At 49.8% G+C, this 21860-nt stretch carries 16 protein-coding genes, 1 rRNA gene and 1 riboswitch; of the genes, 8 read left to right on the top strand and 9 right to left on the bottom strand.

Translation table 11 applies throughout. From position 1 onward, the window contains the following. Positions 1–72: 72 nt before the first annotated feature. The 5 genes from G499_RS0108860 to G499_RS0108840 form a co-directional block, all read right to left on the bottom strand. Complete coding sequence (locus tag G499_RS0108860; RefSeq protein WP_026999647.1) at positions 73–1329, bottom strand: glycosyltransferase; 1257 nt, start codon at positions 1327–1329, stop codon at positions 73–75. 76 nt (positions 1330–1405) lie between these two features. Then, complete coding sequence (locus G499_RS0108855) at positions 1406–1786, bottom strand: nuclear transport factor 2 family protein (RefSeq protein WP_035727060.1); 381 nt, start codon at positions 1784–1786, stop codon at positions 1406–1408. Between the two features lie 134 nt (positions 1787–1920). Further along, positions 1921–2880: an SPFH domain-containing protein gene (locus G499_RS22305; RefSeq protein ID WP_245576716.1), complete on the bottom strand. Its 960-nt coding sequence runs from the start codon at positions 2878–2880 to the stop codon at positions 1921–1923. A gap of 30 nt (positions 2881–2910) precedes the next feature. Next, a complete protein-coding gene (locus G499_RS22300; RefSeq protein ID WP_245576709.1) occupies positions 2911–4443 on the bottom strand; it encodes a hypothetical protein in 1533 nt (510 codons plus the stop codon). Between the two features lie 392 nt (positions 4444–4835). Then, the gene (locus tag G499_RS0108840) at positions 4836–7274 is read right to left on the bottom strand and encodes a heavy metal translocating P-type ATPase (protein ID WP_026999645.1); all 2439 of its coding nucleotides are present in this window, start codon (positions 7272–7274) and stop codon (positions 4836–4838) included. Between the two features lie 687 nt (positions 7275–7961). Next, positions 7962–8073: riboswitch (SAM riboswitch) on the top strand. A gap of 155 nt (positions 8074–8228) precedes the next feature. Here G499_RS0108840 and metH point away from each other — a divergent pair. From metH to G499_RS0108825, 3 genes are all read left to right on the top strand, one after another. Further along, positions 8229–11996 carry a methionine synthase gene (gene metH / locus G499_RS0108835; protein ID WP_026999644.1) on the top strand — a complete coding sequence of 1256 codons (3768 nt, stop codon included), beginning with the start codon at positions 8229–8231 and terminating at the stop codon, positions 11994–11996. A gap of 464 nt (positions 11997–12460) precedes the next feature. Further along, positions 12461–13537 carry an alpha/beta hydrolase family protein gene (locus G499_RS19330; protein ID WP_051296114.1) on the top strand — a complete coding sequence of 359 codons (1077 nt, stop codon included), beginning with the start codon at positions 12461–12463 and terminating at the stop codon, positions 13535–13537. Between the two features lie 83 nt (positions 13538–13620). Then, positions 13621–13962, top strand: coding sequence for a hypothetical protein (locus tag G499_RS0108825; RefSeq protein WP_026999643.1), 342 nt, complete (start codon positions 13621–13623; stop codon positions 13960–13962). On the opposite strand, the gene G499_RS0108820 is transcribed toward G499_RS0108825, so the two are convergent. Continuing rightward, a complete protein-coding gene (locus G499_RS0108820) occupies positions 13949–14521 on the bottom strand; it encodes an acyl-CoA thioesterase (protein ID WP_026999642.1) in 573 nt (190 codons plus the stop codon). The two genes, G499_RS0108825 and G499_RS0108820, sit on opposite strands and share 14 nt — an antisense overlap. 277 nt (positions 14522–14798) lie before the next feature. On the opposite strand from G499_RS0108820, the gene G499_RS0108815 reads away from it, so the two are divergent. The 4 genes from G499_RS0108815 (at position 14799) to G499_RS0108800 (ending at position 17400) form a co-directional block, all read left to right on the top strand. Then, a complete protein-coding gene (locus G499_RS0108815; protein ID WP_026999641.1) occupies positions 14799–15551 on the top strand; it encodes a phosphodiesterase in 753 nt (250 codons plus the stop codon). Between the two features lie 101 nt (positions 15552–15652). Continuing rightward, positions 15653–16075, top strand: a complete 423-nt coding sequence (locus G499_RS0108810; RefSeq protein WP_211231602.1) for a hypothetical protein — start codon at positions 15653–15655, stop codon at positions 16073–16075. Positions 16076–16350: 275 nt separating this feature from the next. Continuing rightward, positions 16351–17196, top strand: a complete 846-nt coding sequence (locus tag G499_RS0108805) for an SPFH domain-containing protein (RefSeq protein ID WP_026999639.1) — start codon at positions 16351–16353, stop codon at positions 17194–17196. A 6-nt stretch (positions 17197–17202) separates the two neighbouring features. Further along, the gene (locus G499_RS0108800) at positions 17203–17400 is read left to right on the top strand and encodes a type II toxin-antitoxin system antitoxin (RefSeq protein ID WP_026999638.1); all 198 of its coding nucleotides are present in this window, start codon (positions 17203–17205) and stop codon (positions 17398–17400) included. 20 nt (positions 17401–17420) lie between these two features. Here G499_RS0108800 and G499_RS0108795 read toward each other — a convergent pair whose 3' ends face one another. Together G499_RS0108795 and G499_RS0108790 are read right to left on the bottom strand one after the other, a co-directional pair. Beyond that, positions 17421–18395, bottom strand: a complete 975-nt coding sequence (locus G499_RS0108795; RefSeq protein ID WP_026999637.1) for a radical SAM protein — start codon at positions 18393–18395, stop codon at positions 17421–17423. Positions 18396–18639: 244 nt separating this feature from the next. Beyond that, entirely contained in the window at positions 18640–19464 is an 825-nt protein-coding gene (locus G499_RS0108790) for a 2,3,4,5-tetrahydropyridine-2,6-dicarboxylate N-succinyltransferase (protein WP_026999636.1), read from the bottom strand. Positions 19465–19710: 246 nt separating this feature from the next. On the opposite strand from G499_RS0108790, the gene G499_RS0108785 reads away from it, so the two are divergent. Further along, positions 19711–21456, top strand: a complete 1746-nt coding sequence (locus G499_RS0108785; RefSeq protein ID WP_035727058.1) for a phospho-sugar mutase — start codon at positions 19711–19713, stop codon at positions 21454–21456. A gap of 162 nt (positions 21457–21618) precedes the next feature. Here the strand turns inward: G499_RS0108785 and rrf are convergent. Further along, positions 21619–21731: ribosomal RNA gene (gene rrf, locus G499_RS0108780) — 5S ribosomal RNA — on the bottom strand. Positions 21732–21860: the final 129 nt, after the last annotated feature.

Raw genomic sequence — 21860 nt, 5'->3', positions numbered from 1 at the left:
CTTGATGCTCAAGGATTCTCAGCACACACATTTCCCAAACCGATTTTGGTTGGGTATATATTTATAATTTTTTCAACTGATTATTGTGGTGTAAAGCATCTCTTCCAAATGCTCTTGCTGCATTTGCGCTGCCATATTAACTGCATTCATTTTGTATATTTGATTCTCAAACAACTCTAGTATAAGGGGTTTGAGGTTTTGTTCAGTAATTTTATTGACTGGTATTCCCTTGGGGCCTAATTCATTTTTGGCAATCAAATTATTCCAACCATATTGGTCAAAAATATGCGGGATAATCATCGACACACACGCATGTTTGAGGCCACAGTGAGTAGTTCCTGAGCCGCCGTGATGGATAATGGCATAACATTTTGTCAGGGCCTGGTCGTATGGGACTTGTTTCGTGAAATAGAACAAGGGATTTTGCTCAAAGGCTTCAAGAAGTACGAGTCCTCCCGCAGCTGTGTTGATGAGGGTGGGGATTTGAAGCTCCCTCAGTACATTGAGTATGATGCGGGTGGTCTTTTCGGGATTGGGGTTAATCATACTGCCAAAAGTCAAAAACAGTATTTTTGGATGTTTTTTGAAAAAATTGGAAAGGTTTTCGTCGGGCTGCCAGCCTGTTTGTTGTGCTTTTTCGTGATGTCCCAATACCTGAATATTTGAAGGCCAACCCTTGGGTCTGGAAAATAACGCGGGGGAAATGGTATAAATCAGTTTTTGGGAAAACAGGCCTCCCCTAATTTGTTTTCTAGATGCTTTTTGATTGTTGTTTGGCAATGCCTTTTGCGCATCATAAATGGTTTTGACAAGACCGAAGTTGGCCAGTTGGTAAGTAAGTTTGTTTAGCAATTGGCCATAATCACCAGAAAAGCCAATATGCGCCTGCCCCTCCACATAATGCATAAAATACGGTACAGGACTAATCAGTACTATTTTTTTGGCTATCAATATTTGCCACAATACCGGATAATTACACTTACCGTTGTGTACAATCAAATCAGGGCTCTCTTTTTTTACGACATCATATTGCTCTTCAACAAGTATTTTATTGACAATAATACCTTGTTTGTAAAGCCTTAGAGCAGCCCTCATTTTTTTGAAAATACCCGTAGCGCCCCCCATCAACGCCCTACCATCTTCCCCCTCAATCAATCCTAAAAACTTGGCTGTGAAAGGGTAATACAGGCTATTATTCGGGACAAGGTGTCCGTATTGCTCAGGAAAAGCATACACCACTTGATGCCCTTTATTGGCGAGTATTTCCCCAATGGCCAAAAAAGGCTCTATATCACCGCGTGTTCCGATGGACATCAGCAATATCTTCATTTTTTTAGGTTTTTCTGTGATAATAGGTATGCACTAGGTAGGATGCGGTAAGCAATGTTGTCAAGTACTCCTATGCCTAACTCTCATCCCGAATCAGCACGATTGCCTCCCCTTCAAACTCAAACCTTGAAGTCCCCTGCAAAGTAAGCGTATCCCCGTTTTTCATCCCATTGGGCAGGTCTATGGCCAATGCCGCCTTGTATTCAATACTGACTGTAACCACATTGCCCTCAAACATCCAATTTGTGGGTATTTGTTGGCGTTGACTGAAATACGCAGTGGCGGCTTCAGCTTGTTGTCGGAATGCCTCTATGCCTTCGAGACGGAGGTCTACGATTCCGTTAGTTACATTCTCAAAGACGACTCCTTCGCTAAGGTTGGCCATCATTCCGGCTATATCAAACTGATTATAGGCTTGGATATAGGCTTCGATAATTTGCTGTTGTTGGGTTGGCATCAAAGTACTGTTAGTGGTTTAGTAAAATATGATGGTGTACCCACGCCTCAAGGGGGTATGTCTACAAGCCTCCAAGCATTGGGCACAGTTGGTGGGTAATTGGGCGAAGCCGGAGCTTCGCCCTTGCCTTTCGGCTAGTCCTGTTCTTCGTCGGCTTGGTCAAGTAGCTCGGCACTGCGTTTGAGCACGTGGGCTACTTGTGTACCTTTGAGAAGGTTGGCAAAGACTTCGGCGATGCTCTTGCCACCCAAGATGGCGAGGGGAGCCATCGAGTCGGCCATTTTTTGTGCCAGGGCTTTGTCGGAGAAGGCCTGTAGCGCTGCTACCAAGTCGGGGGATACCGCCTGTGCTTTTTCGACCACTGCCTTGACCTCTGCCCGTACCTCTTGGATGTACTGCTCTAGTTCACGTTGGGCGACTTCGAGAGAGAGCTCGACCTCTTGGCGCTCGCGTGCCAGTTCGGCAGTTTTGACTTGGTCGAGGTGCTCCTGTTCGGCCACTTCGGCTTTGAGTTGCACGTGCCTAGCCTCTATTTCGGCCTGCAAGCGGGTGAGCGTAGTTTGTAGCTCTTGGGTGATTTCTTGCGCTTCGAGCGTCGCTTTTTTCTGCTTGGTAGCTGATTCGGCCTCGGCGATTGATTGGCTGATTTGCTCGCTCTCTTGGGTAAAGGTCAATTTCCGCTTTTCGGCCTCTATACGGAGTGTCTGCTTGACTACATCTTGCTGCGATTGTACGAGCAGGCTTTCGAGTGTGGCATCACTTAGACGAATATCAAGTACCTCTACATCGTAAATGCGCATTCCGTTTTCTTCAAAAATGCGCCCTTGGCGCTTGCCATCCTTGCTTAGTTCTTTGCCCAAGACTGTGTCGCGCAGGATGTCAATACCATTGGCATAGAAGGCCATAATATCGTGTTTCTTGACCGCATTGCGGACAAAAGAGCGCATATGGTCAGTCAGGAACTTAACGTAGTTTTCGACATTGAACCAAAGCTCAGGGTCGCCCTCAAAATTGACCCGGTATGAGAGGTAGATACTGACTTGGGTATAGTCTTTGGATTCGGCACGGATAAGGTCTGAGATTTTGTTGTGCAATACGCGCAGGTAGACCGTCCGGAGAGCATCTTATTCGGTTTTGGGAACACCAGTTGAAAGCTCCATTGCTTCGAGGCTTTCGTCATATTCCAACAGATAAGTCTGTGGGCCTACAATGACCTTGCGCGTGCCAGTTTTGCTGACCACCTGTACAGCATAGCCCGTCCAGAGGTTGATGGTAACAGCTCCTTCGTACTTGGTATCGAGCACGATGCTGCGTGGCTGTGTGAATGACTGTGAGCGGCTAAACTCATCGGAGGCCATCTCCTCAGAAGTCGCCTCTTTCTTGCGGAGCTTGGGAGCTTCAGAAGCTTGTGCCGGAGCCGGAGCAGCTTCACTCTGTAACGCCTGTAACTCAGAGTCTTCGATATAAAACTGATCGCTACGCTGTTTCCGCTCCAGTTCTGCCTGTAGTTGTCGGTTATAAGCCAAAGCCTCGGCATTGCCCGGAAACCAAAGGGCGACTTGTTTTGGGTGTAGTACCCGGCGTACGAAGACCTCCTCGCGGGGGTCGGGAAGAAAAATCGAAGGCCCCTTTTTGAGGTAAATCTGCCCGGTGTTGCGATTCATATAATAACGTCCTTCACCCGCCGGAATAGCAACGGCGTAGTGTTTTTCGCGCCCTCCGTACTTGATAATAGCGTGTTCGGGGCGGGGGTAGTATATCATCGTGTCTTTGCCTGTGATGAATAATTCACTACCGGCATCATACTCTGTTTTACCTTCTTTGTATGGAGCGATGACCTTGATATAGAGACCGCTGTTTTCGTTGAGTTCGATGGCCTTGAACTTACGGTAGCCATTGAGCTTAACAAATTCCTCAGTAGGTTCTGGAAATACCACGGCAGGGCCTTGGATGTAGCGCTTGTTGCCGCTTTCGTCCAGCAGAATACAGTACTCCAAACGCTCTAAGGTGACAGCCTCACGGACATAGTTGCTGTAGCCATCACGCACGACCTCTACCCCTGTAGGGGGGATATAAAACGAGACCATATCGCCTTTGATGACCAAGGTCTTGCCGATGGTCAGGTCAGGGATTTCTTCTTTGCCCGTAACTTCGTCGGGGGTTTCAGACTCGAGGTCAGCGCCGCTCTTGGTCTTAATAACAGCCTTCCCCCAGTTGCGCCGCGCCTCCTCTTCGTCGTATACCCGTACGAGCAGGTATTGGTTGGAGCGCAGGTGATGCCCAGGAATCACACGAACCATCTGCCCGGGCCAAAGGGCAAAAAATACGGGCCCGGGGATATTGACCTTACGCCCTATCTGTAAATCGGGTAGGCTGTTAGAAGTGCCTGTTTTGGGCTGTTTGTTGTCTAATGGAGGGTTTTTGAGTACCAAATACCAGCCTTCGGGCGCAGTGCTGAAAGTCTGGATAGACTCTTCAAGGTTGCATTTTTCAAACCGCTTGAGCAGCTCATCAAAAATAACCGGCTTATCCGTATTGGCTAAGCTGGTTTTGTAAGGCCCTACATACACATTGATATTGCCCTTGGTTTGGTCGGAGATAAAGGCAAACTCATTGGGAGCTAACACTAGGTCGCGTTCTCGATTAGTATCTGACATAGGTTTATCGTGGGAAAAATGAAAAAGAGTATCAATTGTCCAACAAGTTAATAAATCTTGGCAAAAGCGCCAGTAGCATCAGTCGGGATTTAGGTAATTTTAAAACCTCTGGATATTTGCAATTTTTGGTGCTATGTTGCATATTTTGACACCCCGGGTTCTCAGTATAATACATTTAACCAAAAAAGGTGTAAAGTATTCACAAAGAACGTAAAGGGGAGAGTAAAGGATAGTGGTTTGATGATGAGAAACCTGTTGCGTTAAGGTCAAATTATACCAAGATTCACTTGATTTGATTTTCTTGATAATCAAGGATTTTTGGTGCCAGAAATTCTCCAAACCAATTTTGATTGGGTATAAAAGACATCCGTGGGTTGGGTATTGTATGTGGCTTATGCTCTTTGGCCAATCCACCGCAAGCGCAGGCTATTGGCCACGACACTCACACTGCTGAGTGCCATCGCTGCTCCGGCCAACATAGGGTTGAGCAAGAAGCCATTGAAGGGATACAAAATACCCGCCGCAATAGGGATGCCGATCAGATTGTAGATGAATGCCCAGAAGAGGTTTTGGCGGATGGTGGCTACAGTCTGCTGTGAGAGCTTGATGGCTTGGGGGATTTTGCCTAGGTCAGAGGAGATGAGGGTCATTTTGGCGACTTCCATCGCAATATCGCTGCCTTTACCCATCGCGATGCTTACGTCGGCTTGGGCCAGGGCGGCGCTGTCGTTGATGCCATCGCCGACCATTGCCACCACTGCCCCTTGGGTTTGGAGGGCTTTGACAAACGCAGCTTTTTGCTCGGGCAGGGTTTCGGCCTGATAATGGGTGATGCCCACGGTTTGGGCAATGGCTTGAGCGGTGGCGGCATTGTCGCCGGTGAGCATATAGACCTTGATGCCACCTGCTTGGAGGGCTTCGATAGCGGCCTTAGAGCCCGGCTTGATGGGGTCGGCAAGGGCAAATACGGCAAGGGCTTGGGTGTTGTCTGCCAGCCAAATGACCGTCTGAGCGGTAGCACCCCAAGCTTGGGCTTGTTGCACTAGCTCAGGGTGGAGGTGTATTTGCTGCTCGGCCAGCAGGCGTTGGTTGCCCACAAAATAGGTTTTGTCGCCGTAGTGTGCCTTTGCGCCCTTGCCCGTGATGCTTTCGAAGGCTTGGAGGCTGGCACTGCTTATGCCTTCATAATGCGCCAAGACAGCCTCTGCCAAGGGGTGCTCTGATTGTTGCTCTATACCCACCAAGATTTGCTTGAGCAGGGCTTGCTCCGCTTCGGGGACTTGCCAATACTCCGCGATGAGGCGAGGGCGGCCTTGGGTGATGGTTCCCGTTTTGTCTAAGACCAGATGGGTGATTTTTTTGGCCAATTCGAGACTTTCGGCATCTTTTATCAAAATCCCTTGCGAAGCGCCTTTGCCCACTCCTACCATGATGGCCGTAGGGGTAGCCAGCCCCAAGGCACAGGGGCAGGCAATGACCAAGACCGTAATGAGTGCCAAGATGGCCTGCGTAAGAGCATTCTCCCCACCAAAAATCAACCAAAGCCCTGCCGAAAACAAGGCTATACCCATCACCGTGGGTACGAATACCGCCGCGATTTGGTCCACCAGTTTTTGTACAGGTGCTTTGCTGCCTTGGGCTTCTTGCACCATCCGGATAATCTGCGCCAAGAGGGTCTCCTTGCCGAGCTTATCAGCGCGAAACTGAAAGCTGCCTTTTTGGTTGATGGTGCCTGCAAATACTGCGTCCTTGGCCTGCTTGAGTACGGGTAGCGGCTCACCACTAAGCATACTCTCATCTACATACGATTGGCCACTGAGTACAGTACCGTCTACGGCGATTTTTTCGCCCGGCTTGACCCAAACGGTGTCGCCCTGCTGTACGGCATCGATGGGGATGGTCTGTGTCTGTCCCTCCCTTATCACAGTCAGGGTTTTGGCCTGCAAGCCCATTAGCTTTTTGAGGGCTGTAGAGGTATTGCCTTTGGCTTTTTCTTCTAGCAATTTGCCCAGCAAGATAAAGGTAATGATGACGGCTGCGGCCTCAAAATAAACGTGTGCGTGTAGCCCACGAGCGTGCCACACCTGCGGAAAAAGCGTGTTGAATACACTAAACAAATAGGCCACCCCTGTGCTCAGCGCCACCAAGGTATCCATATTGGCCGTGCCGTGGCGGGCTTGCTTCCAAGCATTGACAAAAAAGCCGCGCCCCAACCATAGCACCACCGGCGTACTCAGCAACCACATCAGCACATTGGCATAGGGCATATCCATCAGCCACATCCCCAGCACCACCACAGGCAAGGACAACACCGAAGCCCAGAGGGTCTTTTGGCGCAACTGCCGGTATTTGGCTTCGTGAATTTGTGTCAAGGTATCTTGCGTCTGCTCACTGTGACCCTCATCCGTGAGCAACAAGTCAAAACCAACCGACTGTATGGCCTTTTGCAAATCGGTGGGTTGTATGGCCGTGGGCAGATAGCGTACACTAAGCATCTCAGAGGCAAAATTGACCGATGCGCTCAACACGCCTGCCTGTGCCTTGGTGATGCTCTCGGCGCTGGCCGCACAAGAAGCGCAGCTCAGGTGCAACACAGGGAGGTGCGCCTGCCGTGTTTCTACCCCATAGCCCAGCGCTTCTATCTGAGCGACGGCCTGCGCCAAGGCTTCCTTCTCATCTAAGCCCAGCACCACCCGCTGATTGTTAAACTCCACCCGATGGGTAGCCACACCGGGTACTTTGTCGAGAGCTTTGCTGATGATCAGGGCGCAGTGTTCACTGCTCAGCCCAGTGAGATGGAGGTATATGGGCGTATCTGTCAGAACATTCATCTGTTTGGGGATTACGATTGACGAACTACGATTTGGGATTTTAGCTGTTACTTCGTCATTCCAAGATTGTCCGTAGGCCACCGTAAATCCCAAATCGTCAATTACTAAAACACAGCCCTTGGGTCAGATAATTCCTTCGGCAAGCAAAGTGCTGCTGGGCGTGTTTTTAGCTGCCTTCTTCTAACGAAGATGCTATGTAAGGATTTTCATTGTACATATAATCCATAGAATGCAGAGATTTTTTAGATATCTCAGCTAACAGTTGTATTATTATCAAAGTGGGCAATAATCGTTTGAATTGATGCTGTCTATTTGAATAGTGATGACTTTGATACTTATTACAAGGTCTTACCAATGAAGTCTTATTGCACTCAATTATCGCAAAGACAACATATTTCGAAAAATGACTTAGCGAAAACCCAATGGTTTAAAACAAACATGGAAGCATTGCTCCGCATAGGGCAATAAGCTCCAAATATAAAAACCCGTGGCGCTTTGGCTTCGAATCAAACGAAGAGAGCTTCATCCTAGGTATACCCCCCTAAGTCATCATCAAGCCTTAGAAAAATACTATTTTTTTGAATTAAACCGCCTTCTATAGAACTTTTTGGGGCTGAGATGGGTTTTTGGGAAAAATTGCCTTACTTTTGTAGGCTAATTATCCGTCTCCTCTTTTTCGCAAGAGAAGACTTATACAGAAGCGCGAAGAGAACAGGCTCTGTGAAGCGCTGGCAACCTGCCGCTCGGCAAGGTGCTAATTCCTGCCCAATAAGGAGGCCTCCTTGGGGACATATAAGTCTGAATTCATCAAACCCAATTTCTGAGTATTCAGCACTACCGCAAGTAGTCGGCTTTTCCGGCTACTAATTGAAGCGCTGCGTTGCCCTTTGTTACTTTCTGCATCGGGACGGCGCGGTTTGATGTTAATTTTTGGTCACTCAAAACCCCTATTCGATGAGCATTTACGACATTCTCCAACATCGTATCCTAGTCCTTGATGGTGCTATGGGCACGATGATCCAACGTTACAACCTTACTGAAGAAGACTACCGCTCGGAACGCTTCAAGGACTACGCCCACTCGCTCAAAGGCAACAATGACCTGCTCTCGCTCACACAGCCCGAAATTATCAAGACCATCCACCGCCAATACCTAGAAGCCGGTGCAGACATCATCGAAACCAATACTTTCAGCGGAACGACCATTGCTATGGCCGATTACCATATGGAAGACTTAGTGTATGAGCTCAACTATGAGTCGGCACGTATTGCCAAAGAGGTGGCTTTAGAAGTAACGGCCTTAAACCCCGACAAGCCGCGTTTTGTAGCCGGCTCGATGGGCCCTACCAACCGTACAGCCTCCCTTTCGCCTGATGTAAACAACCCCGGATACCGTGCCGTTACCTTCGACGAACTCGTAACAGCCTATTATGAACAGGCCAAAGCCTTGGTAGAAGGTGGGTCAGACTTGCTCTTGGTCGAAACCGTGTTTGACACCCTCAATGCCAAAGCAGCACTTTTTGCCATCGAAAAATACTACGAAGATGCCGGAGTGAGGCTGCCAATTATGGTATCTGGCACCATCACCGATGCCAGTGGGCGTACCCTCTCAGGGCAAACCATCGAAGCTTTCCTATACTCTATCGAGCACCTGCCCTTGCTCAGTGTAGGCGTTAACTGTGCGCTAGGTGCTGACTTGATGCGGCCTTATATCCAATCGCTGTCCAAAGAATCACACTTTATGGTTTCGGCTCACCCCAATGCGGGCTTGCCCAACGAGTTTGGGGAATATGACGAAACCCCGCAGGAGATGGTGGCAGTCATTGAAGAATTTTTGCAAAATGGCTGGCTCAACATCATCGGTGGCTGCTGTGGTACTACCCCCGATCACATTCAAGCCATTGCAGAGGCCGCTGCCAAATATAGCCCCCGTACCCCCAAAGAAGCCGACAAATACCTCAAGCTTAGTGGCCTAGAGCCGGTAAAAGTTACCGAGATGACCAACTTTGTCAACATCGGAGAACGTACCAACGTAACCGGATCTATCAAGTTTAAGCGCCTCATTCAAGAAGAAAAATACGAAGAAGCCCTCAGTGTAGCCCTCGACCAAGTAGAGGGTGGGGCACAGGTGATAGATGTCAATATGGACGAGGGGATGCTCGACTCCGAGCAGGTCATGACGACCTTCCTCAACCTGATGGCTGCCGAACCCGAAATCGCTCGTCTGCCTGTGATGATTGACTCCTCTAAGTGGACAGTCATCGAGGCCGGCCTGAAGTGTATTCAGGGCAAGGGTATTGTCAACTCTATCTCGCTCAAAGAAGGAGAAGAAAAATTTAAAGAGCAAGCCCGCCTAGTGCGCCGCTATGGCGCTGCCGTAGTAGTGATGGCCTTCGATGAACAAGGTCAAGCCGACAGCTATGAGCGCCGCCTCGAAATCTGTAAACGCGCTTATGATATTTTGGTCAATGAGGTTCACTTCCCTCCCCAAGACATCATCTTCGACCCCAACATCCTGACCGTCGCGACGGGTATCGAAGAACATAACAATTATGCTGTGGACTTTATCGAGGCCACACGTTGGATCAAGCAAAACCTCCCTCACGCCAAGGTGAGCGGCGGGGTGAGTAATATCTCTTTCTCTTTCCGTGGCAACAATGTGGTACGCGAGGCTATGCACGCGGCCTTCCTTTATCACGCCATCAAGGCAGGGCTGGATATGGGTATTGTCAATGCCGGGATGATAGAAGTATACGAGGATATCCCCAAAGATATGCTCGAACTCATCGAAGATGTATTGCTCAACCGCCGTCCCGATGCCACCGAACGCTTGGTAGACTATGCCGAGACGGTCAAAAACCAAGGCAAGGAAAAAGTACGTGACGATGCTTGGCGCAACGCTCCAGTAGAAGAGCGCCTCAAACACGCCCTGCTCAAAGGCATTACCGAATACATAGACGAAGACACTGAAGAGGCTCGCAAACTATACCCAGAGCCGCTACACGTAATCGAAGGCCCACTGATGGCCGGGATGAACGTCGTAGGCGACCTATTTGGAGAGGGCAAAATGTTTTTGCCCCAAGTAGTGAAAAGTGCTCGGGTGATGAAAAAATCGGTGGCCTACCTGATGCCTTTTATGGAAGAGGCTAAGGCCGCCGCCGCCGCCCGTGGTGAGCTGAGCAACCAAGGCGGAGGCAAGGTACTGATGGCTACCGTAAAAGGAGATGTACACGATATCGGCAAAAACATCGTCGGTGTAGTACTGGCCTGTAACAACTACGAAGTGATAGACTTGGGTGTAATGGTCTCTGCCGAAAAGATTTTGGAGGAAGCCAAAAAACACCAAGTGGATGTCATCGGCCTGAGCGGGCTGATTACCCCCAGCCTCGACGAGATGGTGCACGTAGCCGCCGAAATGGAACGCCTAGGTTTTACCATCCCGCTACTCATTGGCGGAGCAACGACCTCCAAAATCCACACTGCCGTCAAAATAGCGCCCAAATACAGTGGCTCCGTTGTACACGTGCTCGATGCCTCGCGCAGCGTGCCCGTAGTGAGCAACTTGCTCAGCGAAGACAACAAGGCTACCTATGCAGCACAAATCCGCGCGGAGTATGACCGGATGCGCGAAGGACACGCCAACCGCAAGAAAGACAAAAGTATGCTCCCTATCGAAAAGGCGCAGCAAAACAAATTTCAGATCGACTGGGACGCTACCGAGATTGTCAAGCCGCAGTTTCTGGGTAAAAAAGTACTGGCCGATTACCCTCTCGACGAGCTGGCACAATACATCGACTGGACTCCTTTCTTCCAGACTTGGGAGCTACACGGGCGCTTCCCCAACATCCTCGAAGACGAGGTAGTGGGCAAGGAAGCCACCAAGCTCTATGCAGATGCACAGCAGATGCTGGCGCAAATCATTGAAGAAAAATGGTTTACAGCCAAGGCCGTCTGTGGGTTCTTCCCGGCCAATACGCAAAACCACGACGAAATCGCAGTATACCGTTATGCTACTGCCGAACTAGAAGCTACCGCTGCCCGCCAAGCCAATAGCCACACCCACGGCAACGTTTCGGAGCTGGCCTATCACGAAGACCGCAGCCAAACGATCGCCACCATCCAGTCGCTACGCCAACAGGCCCAAAAAGCTGACGGTGTACCCAACCTCTCCCTCTCAGACTTTATCGCCCCAGTAGGTAGCGGCAAAGAAGACTATATCGGCGGTTTTGCCGTGGCCATCTATGGCGCAGAGGAAAAAGCCAAAGCTTTTGAAGCTGACCACGACGACTACAACGCCATTATGGTCAAGGCTCTCGCCGACCGCTTCGCCGAAGCTTTTGCGGAGCGCCTCCACGAGCGCGTCCGTAAAGAATTTTGGGGGTATGTGCCCGAAGAAGCACTTGATAACGACGCACTTATCCGTGAGAAATACCAAGGTATTCGTCCTGCTCCGGGCTACCCTGCCTGCCCCGACCATACCGAAAAGCTGACCCTCTTCGGCTTGCTCGAAGTAGAGGAGTCAATCGGCTTATGCCTCACCGAAAGCTTGGCGATGTATCCGGCAGCCGCCGTATCAGGATGGTATTTTGCCCACCCACAATCCAAGTACTTTGGCCTGGGTAAAATCGAAAAAGACCAAGTCCAAGCCTATGCCGAACGCAAAGGGGTAAGCATAGCCGAAGCCGAACGCTGGCTCTCGCCCAACCTCAACTACGACAACTAAAATACCTCTACGCTGACAAGACGACCAACTTGTCAGCGTTTTTTCTTATCATTGACACACACTACTAGACATTTTTGGTTGTTGTCATTGTTATACTCATTTCACCCCCTGTTCTTGACACATATTTAACCACAAAGGCCACCAAGGAGCATCCCTATTGCGGTTTTTTCGGAATATCTTATCTGATTCAGCGCGCCCTAATACTGAATTTTGGTATACATTTGCCACAAAAAGTCAGTAGCTTTTTGTGGTTGTACGCCCTATCTAGACGCTAAAACTAGATGAATCCAGCCCTGATTAGGAAATATGCAATATTTTATACCAAAACAGCGTAAGCGCCATTAGGTGATCCAGAAAATACCCGGTAACAAAACTTAAACAAACTTTAAAATACCCCTTATACACCAACAATTTCTTAGGTTTTTGTATATTTCCTAAAATTACTCCTAACTAACTTGATACTGATGCTACGCCTACGTATTTTTTGTTTGTGGATTGTTACTACCCTACCCTTCTCATATCTTTGGGCACAAGATACCCTTTACCGTAGTGAGGAAGTACGCATTGAGGTCGAAGATTTTGTGTTAGCCGGTACCCTGACCTACCCGCCGGAGGGGAAACCTCCAGTCTTGGTGCTCATCAGTGGCAGTGGCCCCCAAGACCGCGACTCAAACCTCTTTGGGTTCAAGCTTTTTGGGGATTTGGCACACTACCTAAGCAACCGAGGAATAGCGGTTTTGCGCCTCGACGACCGGGGTGTGGGCAGCTCTACCGGCTCTATGGCCACCGCTACTTCTGCCGATTTTGCCCAAGATATTGGCGCTGCCGTACGCTGGCTGAGTCAACATCCACACATCGACCCGCACCGTATCGGACTCTATGGGCATAGCGAAGGCGGGGTAATTGCGCCAATGGTGGCTACTCAATATCCTGAACTCCAGATTGCCTGCTTGGTGTTGGCGGCGCCGGTTGGCGTGCGTGGCGACAGCCTGCTGATGGAACAGAGCCGCCTTATCCTTGGTGTTAGTGGGCAAAATCCTGAGCAAATAACAAAAACACTGGCATTCAATAGATTGGCTTATCAAGCCGCCATCGACGACCAAGGCTGGGACGAGTTGGAAGGCTTGTTTGGGGAACTAGTACCTAATGCCACCGAACAAGCGATTAAAAATCTATTTGAGCAACAAAAAGCTACGCTTCAAAGCCCTTGGATGCGCTTTTTCTTGCGCTATGACCCCGTGCCGACGCTCCAAAAAGTTCGATGTCCAACCTTACTACTCTTTGGCGACAAAGATCTGCAAGTCCCTCCAGACCAAAACGAAGCTCCAATGTTGGCTGCCTTGCGCCAAGGGTACAACCCCACACACGAAAGCAAGCGCTTCCCCGAAGGAAACCACCTCTTTCAGGCAGCCAATACCGGCAACCCGGCAGAGTATATGTTCCTCGAAAAAAGCTATCTCCCCGGTTATTTGGAGTATCTACATCAGTGGCTGGAGCAAACAGGCTTCGCCCAAAATAAAGGTAAAAAACGGAAAAAATAAATCACTCGCTGTGCAACCCTCAGCAAACGGCTTGGTCTTTATATTGCGAAATGTTACTAATCAGCCTTTAAACACCCTTCCTTATGCAAGATGTACTTATTATACTCAGCATAATGTCTGTGCCTTTAGCGGCCATTTTTGGTCGCACCTACATCCGTGTCAAGCGCATACAAGCCGAGAACGGTGGGCTTAGCAAAACCGAAAAACTAGCCCTGCAGGAGTCTCTGGGCAAACAAATGGATTTGCAGCAGCGTGTAGAGGCGCTCGAAAACATCATTATCAGTATGGATAAAGAGATTTTGAGCCTCCACGGCTACACCCACGAACTACACAAAAGCCCCCAAGAGCAAGTCAAGCGCCTCTCCCACGAACTGCGCAACCAAATCGCCGTTACCAAACAAAACGGTCAGGTTACTCAGTCTTGAGTTGAAGCTGGCAGCGCTCTTCAGCCAATAGGGTATCTAACTGGCTGTAGTCAATATGCTGGTCTACCTTGTCTAGCTCCGTACGTATGTGTTGGCGTAAAGTACGCAAGCGGATAGCCTTGAGGTATCGGCGGACATCATCGTGGGTTTCGAGCAAAAGACCGGGTACTGTAGAAGGCCGCCCCTCGTCGTCCTTGGCAACCATCGTAAAGTAGGAGGAATTGGTGTGTTTGGTGGTGCCGGTTTTGAAGTTTTCGGTGATGACTTTGATTCCCACCACCATCGAGCTTTTGCCTACATAATTGACCGAAGCCAACATATTGACCATCTCGCCCACCTCTACAGGTTCCAAAAATTCGACCCTGTTTACCGCTACTGTTACACAATAAGTACCAGCGTGTTTGTAGGCACAGGCATAGGCCACTTTGTCCATCAAAGAAAGCAAAATACCCCCGTGTATCTTGCCGCCAAAGTTGGCATAGGCCGGAATCATCAATTCGTTGAGTGTGGTGCGTGAAAACCGCACTGGTTTGTAGTTTTTCTCTAAATCTTGTTGCATATCCTCTTGGGAATAAATATGTATGTACTCAATGAAGGTACAATTATCTTCTAAAAAATCAAATGTTGGAAAGCGCAAATATTTGTACCCCTATACCTCGCCTCTTGCGCCCATCTCATCAGAAACACATTTTATGGCAAGATGTACTTGATTTAAGGGCTCAGTGGATTTGATTTTCTTGATGCACAAAGATTTTTCAGCAGATCTGTTTCCACAAACTACTTTTAGTTGCGTATAAAGCTGTTCGGTCTATCACTTACTTCTCAAAATCACGCTTATGTACTTCGTACAAATCACTGATATCCACCTATTTGCAGACACTGAGCGTATACTTTCCGGCCCTGAGGTCAACCCTGACCAACAATTTCGCAAGCTGTTGACCCATTTGCAGCACCTCAGCCCACAGCCTGATTTTGTGTTGGTCAGCGGTGATATTACAGACTTGGCCGAACAAGAAGCCTACCATCATTTTGATACCCTGATGCAGCCCTTGGGCATCCCTTACTATTGGCTGCCCGGCAATCACGACGATGCGCTTTTAATGCGGGCGCTTTGCCCCGGCCTGCAAGTGCGCCAAACGGGTTGTGTGGCGATGGGTCAAGTAGCCCTGTGTATGCTTGATAGCAGTGTACCCGGTAAAAGTCATGGCCTGCTCAGCAGCCAGTCCCTAGCCCAACTCCAAGAAAACCTCACCCGACACCGCGACAAAACCTGCCTCTTAGCGCTCCATCACCCTCCTATTCCGACAGATACCTGGATGGATCCGTTTATGCTCCAAAATAGCGCTGAACTGTTCGAAGTCATTGACCAACACCCACAGGTGAAAGCTGTGATGTTTGGGCATATCCATACCGACAGAACTTGGCAACGTAATGGTGTGCAATACTGGGTTACCCCTGCCAGTAGTTATCAACTCCAAATGACTCCCAGCACGGCACAATATGCCGTCAGCAGCACCCAACCGGGCTACCGCAAGGTATGTGTTTTGCCCGATGGTCGCCTACAAACAACGGTGGTCTGGGTTGCTTAAATACTGGGTATAGGACACACTACTGGATATTTTTTGGCAAACACTCCTGTCTTTTTGTAGTTTTGGAAGAAATACTTGCTCAAACCCAAAACTGTCGTACAATGATGAAAAAACACTTTGTGCTCCTCCTCGTCTTACTGTTCCATATCCCTATGCTTCAGGCCCAAGACGAAAGTATGGCCGAGCCTGCCAAAAAATCGGTAAAATCAGGTTTTGAAGCCTTCAATGGCATCATCGCCACCGGATATGTAGACCAAGGAGCTTACCTCAATTTTACTGGACCGTGTTTTTTCTACAAATTTGGATACAGCAAATTAGTCTTAGGAATGTTGCCCTCACTTCGCTTCAAGGAAGACCAAGGCGATACCCGAAATGCCTTCGTAACCCCTACCCTAGGCTTCGGGCTGACTTATGCTTACAAGCATCTCGTGTTCCAGCTACCACTATACTACAACCCCAAAACAAGCACCCAAAACGGGCAATGGAACCCAGGCATAGGGTTGGGCTTCCGCTTTGATTGGTAACACCCTAAGATAGGATTTTCAGATACACTTCCCCAACCAAGCTTGATTGGGTATCTGTTCGTAGGCCAAATCACTACAAATAAAAACCATCCGTGCATCCGTGGCAAAAGACCTCTTTGTGTAAAAACAAGAGGCCTTTTTTATTTTTTCTCATTTTTTTCGCCGACCCACTGAACCTTCTGTGGCGCTGTTACGTATCTAACAATATGATATTAATTTGATATCATATCAAAATCAAAGCAAGGTAATTCATCACCATCTTGAAACATACCATTATGACAGAAAAGAATTATACCCCCGCCTCAGCCTACGGGATGTTGTTGCTGAGCTTCTTAGTTTTTGTGGGTTCTATCGCCTTGGTATTTGTCGTTAAAGTTTGGGCCGTGTTTGGCTTCTTCCTCTTAGGATTCTTGATGCCGGGCTTCTTCATCGTAGACCCCAACAGCTCCAAAGTGCTGACGCTTTTTGGAGAGTACAAGGGCACTGTCAAGGCCAATGGCTTCTTCTGGGCCAACCCTTTTTACACCAAGAAGAGTGTTTCCCTACGGGCACGCAACTTCGACAGCGAGCGCCTCAAGGTCAACGACAAACTAGGCAACCCCATTATGATCAGCATCATCTTGGTTTGGCAAGTACGTGAGACCTTCAAAGCCGCCTTCGAAGTAGATGATTACGAGCAGTTTGTGCGCGTACAAAGCGATGCTGCCGTACGCAAGTTAGCCGGAGCCTACCCTTATGACAACCTCGACGACGAAGCCGAGCTGACCCTCCGCTCTGGCACCAATGAGGTAAACCACCACCTCGAAGAAGAACTGGCAGAGCGCCTTGCCATCGCAGGCATACAAGTCATCGAAGCCCGTATCGGGTACTTGGCCTATGCTACCGAAATTGCCGGGGCAATGCTGCGCCGCCAACAAGCTGCCGCTGTAGTGGCCGCTCGCCAAAAAATCGTAGAAGGCGCTGTAGGAATGGTCGAGATGGCCTTGGACCAACTCTCCAAAAAGCAAGTCGTAGACCTAGACGATGAGCGCCGCGCCGCAATGGTTAGTAATCTGATGGTTGTACTCTGTGCTGATAAGGATGTGGCTCCTGTAGTCAATGCCGGCACACTACATCACTAAGCGCCTATGGCAAGGAAAAAATCATTTGCCCTTCGTATAGACCCCGAGCTGTTGGATGCAGTAGAAAAGTGGGCAGCTGATGAGTTTAGAAGTACCAACGGCCAACTGGAATGGCTCATCCACCGCGCACTCAAAGAGGCCAAGCGCCTCCCCAAAAATAGCCCCGATGAGCCGCCAGCCCAGCACCCCCCCTCTCAAGAGTAAGCTCTTGGGTGGGGTTTCCCTTACCCCAGCAGCTGCTTCCAAGTTCCTTTGAGGCGGTTGTATTTGAGGGTGCTGGGGAGGGCTTTCCAAAAGTAGCGGTTGACCTTGACCCCAAACGAAGGCTGCATATAGCAGTTGACCACACAGCCTTGGCAGGCAGGCAGGCGGCCTTCGAGGGCGATGAGCTGTTGTACTTCCGTGCTTTGGTAAAGGCTGTACAAGCGCCCTTCGATGGGGAAAGATTTGAGTCCGAGATGATAACAGGGGAGCACCAGTTCGTTTTCGGGGGAGATGACCACGGTTGTACTGCCGGCTAAGCATACCGGTCGGTCGGTTTGGTTGCCGCCATCGAGGCGAAGTTGGATAAAGGCATCGTTGAGGTATACACCCGGGCGCTTGCCCCAACGATGGAGGGTCTGGAGCTGCTCAGAGGTAAGTTGGGTGCCTACTTCGTTGTAGCTAAATGCCGGATTGATAATCAGCACTAGGCCGTTGGGTTGGCAAATTTGGCTGTAGACGGCCTCTAGCTGGTCGAGGTTGTTGGCTAAGACCGTAAACAGGATGTCGGGACGCTCGCCAAGCGTTTTGGCTACTGCAATGGATTCCATCACCTTGTCGAAGCAGGCTACGCCACGCATGGTGTCGTGGGTGTGGGCATCGGCAGCATCGAGCGAAAAATGCAGCATATCTACCAAGCCTCGCAGGGCTTCGGCCCGTTTGGGGTAGAGCAGCCCGTTGGTGGTGAGGGTGGTGATAAAGCCTAGGTCTTTGGCCATCTGCAAAAGCCCACCAACTTCACGGTGTAGGAGGGGTTCGCCACCCGTAAAATCGATGATGCGCACACCAAGGCGACGCAAATCGGCTAAGTTCTGAGCGGCGGCCTCTAGGGTTACATAGGGCGATGGCCGCTCCCATATATCACAAAACCCACATTTAGCATTGCAGCGGTAGGTCAGGTAATAGTTGCAAAGGACGGGCTTGTGGGTAAGGCGCATACGGAGAATGTGTGAAATAAGTAGGCGTTTTTTTAACCGCAGAGGGCGCTAAGGCGGAAAAATATTTGTGCATTCGTGGCAAACGCACTGCGGATGAAGCCGCCGTTAGGTATGCAGGCGCAAGCGGCTTAGGGATAGGCGAGCAGTACCCCACAGCACGAAGTGCGAGGAGTACAGCCGCCTAGCCCGACCCCGAAGGGGAAAGCCCCAAGAAAAAAACGTCCGGCTAGGAATGGTTCGTTCACTACACGGCCACGTTGTTCTCGCGGAGGGCATCGTTGAGTGAGGTCTTGAGGTCGGTGCTGGCCTTGCGCTGCCCGATGATGAGGGCGGCAGGCACGTGGTATTCGCCTGCGGGGAATTGCTTGGCGTAGCTGCCCGGAATGACCACGGCACGCGGCGGTACGTAGCCTTGGTGGATGATGGGCTCTGGGCCTGTAACATCAATGATTTTGGAGCTACCCGTCAATACGACATTGGCGCCCAATACGGCCTCTTTGCCAACGCGCACGCCCTCTACCACAATACAGCGGGAGCCTACAAAAGCTCCGTCTTCGATAATGACGGGAGCGGCCTGTACCGGCTCCAACACACCGCCGATGCCTACGCCACCGCTGAGGTGTACGTTTTTGCCTATCTGGGCGCAGCTGCCTACCGTAGCCCAGGTATCGACCATGGTGCCGCTGTCTACATAAGCGCCGATGTTGACATAAGAGGGCATCATCACTACGCCAGAGGCCACATAGGCACCATAGCGTGCGATGGCATGAGGCACTACACGTACCCCTTTTTCGGCATAGCCACGCTTGAGGGGGATTTTGTCGTGAAACTCAAACATGCCCACCTCGTGTGTTTGCATCTGCTGGATGGGGAAAAAGAGGATCACGGCTTTCTTCACCCAATCGTTGACTTGCCAGTTGCCGTCTTGGGTAGGGGTGGCTACGCGCAGCTGGCCATTGTCAAGCTGTGCGACAACCTCGCGGATGGCCTCGGTAGTTTGGGCTTGTTGTAGGAGGGAGCGGTCTTCCCAAGCTTGTTCGATAATATTTTGAAGAGAATTGCTACTCATAAGGGTAAATGGTCTTTGTATATTAGAAAATACCTTGTTTGAACATCAAAGTTGGAAAATAACGGGCGGATTGTCAATAAAATGGCGGGTTATTTAGCATCAAAGAGCTACGCACCTAGATTAGCATTGAGAAGCCGTTGCCATCAATCATTACCGACTCAAGTTTTGGAAAGGAGGCTATTTTTGTCTTACTTTTGTAGCCTTCTTTGTTTGAATTTCACAACTATAAAGACAATCTATAAGCCTATGGCCTCTTCTACAAACATTCCAACCGATGTCCGCAATACCATTGAACAATGGCTGCAAGGCAACTACGATGCCGCTACCAAGACTGCTATCCAACAATTGCTCGACCAAGGACAAGAGGCCGAGTTGATGGATGCTTTTTACAAGAGCCTAGAGTTTGGTACTGGCGGAATGCGCGGCCTGCGCGGCGTGGGCACCAACCGTATGAACCGCTACACTGTAGGAATGGCTGTACAGGGCTTGGCCAACTGTCTGCTACGGGCTTTTGAAGGGCAAACAATCAAGGTCGCCATCACCTATGATAACCGCATCCATAGTGATGTTTTTGCCCAAGTGGCTGCTGATATTCTTTCGGCCAATGGCATCGAGGTATACCTGAGCGAGGCCTTGCGCCCTACACCGTGGCTGTCGTTTGCAATCCGGCACTTGGGTTGCCAAAGCGGACTGATGCTGACGGCCTCACACAACCCCAAGGAGTATAACGGACTCAAGGTATACTGGGAAGACGGCGCTCAGATAGTAGCCCCACACGATGCCGAAATTGTGGCTGAAGTATCCAAAATGGATGTTTCGCAGGTAAAATTTGAGGGTAATCCGGCGCTGGTTCACCACATTGGACAGGCCGTTGACGAAGCTTTTATCAGCGAATCGCTCAAACGCTCTGTAGCTCCTGCTACCACCAAGAGCTACAGTGCCAATGTGCGTATTGTCTTTACCCCGCTACACGGCACTGCGGGCACTATTCTGCCCCAAACCCTTGCCGCCGCAGGCTTTAGCAAGGTATACACTGTAGCCGAGCAAGCCACCGTGGATGGGAACTTCACACACGCCCCAGCCCCCAACCCCGAAGATGCCGAAGCGTTAGAGCTGGCCTTGGTATTGGCACAGCAAAAAGATGCTGATCTTGTGCTGGCTACTGACCCCGATGCAGACCGTGTGGGCATCGCCATCCCCAAACCTGATGGTCAGTGGGAGCTACTCAACGGTAACCAAACCGGAGCCTTGATTACACGCTTTGTGTTAGAACAACTACAAGCTCAAGGCAAATTACCCCAAAACGCCTTTATTGTCAAGACCATTGTTACCACTGCCCTCATTAGCGATATTGCCAAAGCACACGAAGTGGCTTGCTATGAGGCGCTTACTGGCTTTAAGTATATTGCAAAAATTATCCGAGAACTAGAAGGAAAGCAGCACTTTGTGGCTGGTGGCGAAGAAAGCTACGGGTTTATGATCGGTGATTTTGTGCGGGATAAGGATGCCATCACGACCTCCTTGATTTTGGCCGAGATGTGTGCCTACCTCCGAGCGCAAGGACAATCGCTTTATACGTATCTGCTAGATACCTACCAAAAGTATGGCTTCTACCTCGAAGGGTTACACTCTCTCACCAAAAAAGGGAAAAGCGGTGCGGAAGAAATTCAAACGCTGATGCAGCGCCTGCGCCAAAACCCACCTACTTCCCTCGGTGGAAGCCCTGTAAAGGAAGTACTCGATTATCAGGCACTTACCCGCCACCTCCTCGCTGATGGCACCCAAACGCCCCTTGTGTTTGAGCGTTCTAATGTCTTGCAGTTCCTGACAGAAGCCGGAGATACCATCTCTGCCCGCCCCTCGGGTACAGAGCCCAAGATTAAGTTTTATGTCAGTGTCCGCACCGAACTGCCCTCACAAGCAGATTATGAGCATAAAAAGGCTGACTTGGAACAAAAAATCCGTCAGATGATTGTAGAATTAGGCGTATAGCGTTCCCTCGCTTTCGGGTCTGATATCACGAGCCACCTCAGGTTTTTGGGGTGGCTTTTTTGATTGCCTACGGACTGATGCCCCCCCTTCCGGTTTCTCTTGGGAGTTGAACACAAAAAAGCCTCTCAGATTTGACTCTAAGAGGCTTTTGTGATAATAGTTATCCGGCATCGACCTACTCTTCCACGTTTGACCGCAGTACCATCGGCGCTAAGGGGCTTAACGACTCTGTTCGGAATGGATAAGAGGTGTTCACCCTTGCCATTAACACCGTTTAACTTCCTTTATTGACAACATCAAGCAAACAAAACAACACCGAGCACGCATTCGATTACAACACATCTTAGCCGGATGATACTTCGAACATCAATCGATGTCAATACTCAAAGCCATCCGCAAAAGAA

Origin of the sequence: Eisenibacter elegans DSM 3317 (assembly GCF_000430505.1) — a bacterium.
GTDB lineage: Bacteria > Bacteroidota > Bacteroidia > Cytophagales > Microscillaceae > Eisenibacter > Eisenibacter elegans.
The sequence above is the reverse complement of the archived record's forward strand: the minus strand, read 5'-3'. Positions and strand labels throughout refer to the sequence as shown.

What these genes read in the sequence shown, in the direction of transcription:
- G499_RS0108860 (WP_026999647.1), bottom strand. Translation starts at nt 1,329, where the DNA reads ATGAAGATATTGCTGATGTCCATCGGAACACGCGGTGATATAGAGCCT.
- G499_RS0108855 (WP_035727060.1), bottom strand. Translation starts at nt 1,786, where the DNA reads ATGCCAACCCAACAACAGCAAATTATCGAAGCCTATATCCAAGCCTAT.
- G499_RS22300 (WP_245576709.1), bottom strand. Translation starts at nt 4,443, where the DNA reads ATGTCAGATACTAATCGAGAACGCGACCTAGTGTTAGCTCCCAATGAG.
- G499_RS0108840 (WP_026999645.1), bottom strand. Translation starts at nt 7,274, where the DNA reads ATGAATGTTCTGACAGATACGCCCATATACCTCCATCTCACTGGGCTG.
- metH (WP_026999644.1), top strand. Translation starts at nt 8,229, where the DNA reads ATGAGCATTTACGACATTCTCCAACATCGTATCCTAGTCCTTGATGGT.
- G499_RS19330 (WP_051296114.1), top strand. Translation starts at nt 12,461, where the DNA reads ATGCTACGCCTACGTATTTTTTGTTTGTGGATTGTTACTACCCTACCC.
- G499_RS0108825 (WP_026999643.1), top strand. Translation starts at nt 13,621, where the DNA reads ATGCAAGATGTACTTATTATACTCAGCATAATGTCTGTGCCTTTAGCG.
- G499_RS0108820 (WP_026999642.1), bottom strand. Translation starts at nt 14,521, where the DNA reads ATGCAACAAGATTTAGAGAAAAACTACAAACCAGTGCGGTTTTCACGC.
- G499_RS0108815 (WP_026999641.1), top strand. Translation starts at nt 14,799, where the DNA reads ATGTACTTCGTACAAATCACTGATATCCACCTATTTGCAGACACTGAG.
- G499_RS0108810 (WP_211231602.1), top strand. Translation starts at nt 15,653, where the DNA reads ATGATGAAAAAACACTTTGTGCTCCTCCTCGTCTTACTGTTCCATATC.
- G499_RS0108805 (WP_026999639.1), top strand. Translation starts at nt 16,351, where the DNA reads ATGACAGAAAAGAATTATACCCCCGCCTCAGCCTACGGGATGTTGTTG.
- G499_RS0108800 (WP_026999638.1), top strand. Translation starts at nt 17,203, where the DNA reads ATGGCAAGGAAAAAATCATTTGCCCTTCGTATAGACCCCGAGCTGTTG.
- G499_RS0108795 (WP_026999637.1), bottom strand. Translation starts at nt 18,395, where the DNA reads ATGCGCCTTACCCACAAGCCCGTCCTTTGCAACTATTACCTGACCTAC.
- G499_RS0108790 (WP_026999636.1), bottom strand. Translation starts at nt 19,464, where the DNA reads ATGAGTAGCAATTCTCTTCAAAATATTATCGAACAAGCTTGGGAAGAC.
- G499_RS0108785 (WP_035727058.1), top strand. Translation starts at nt 19,711, where the DNA reads ATGGCCTCTTCTACAAACATTCCAACCGATGTCCGCAATACCATTGAA.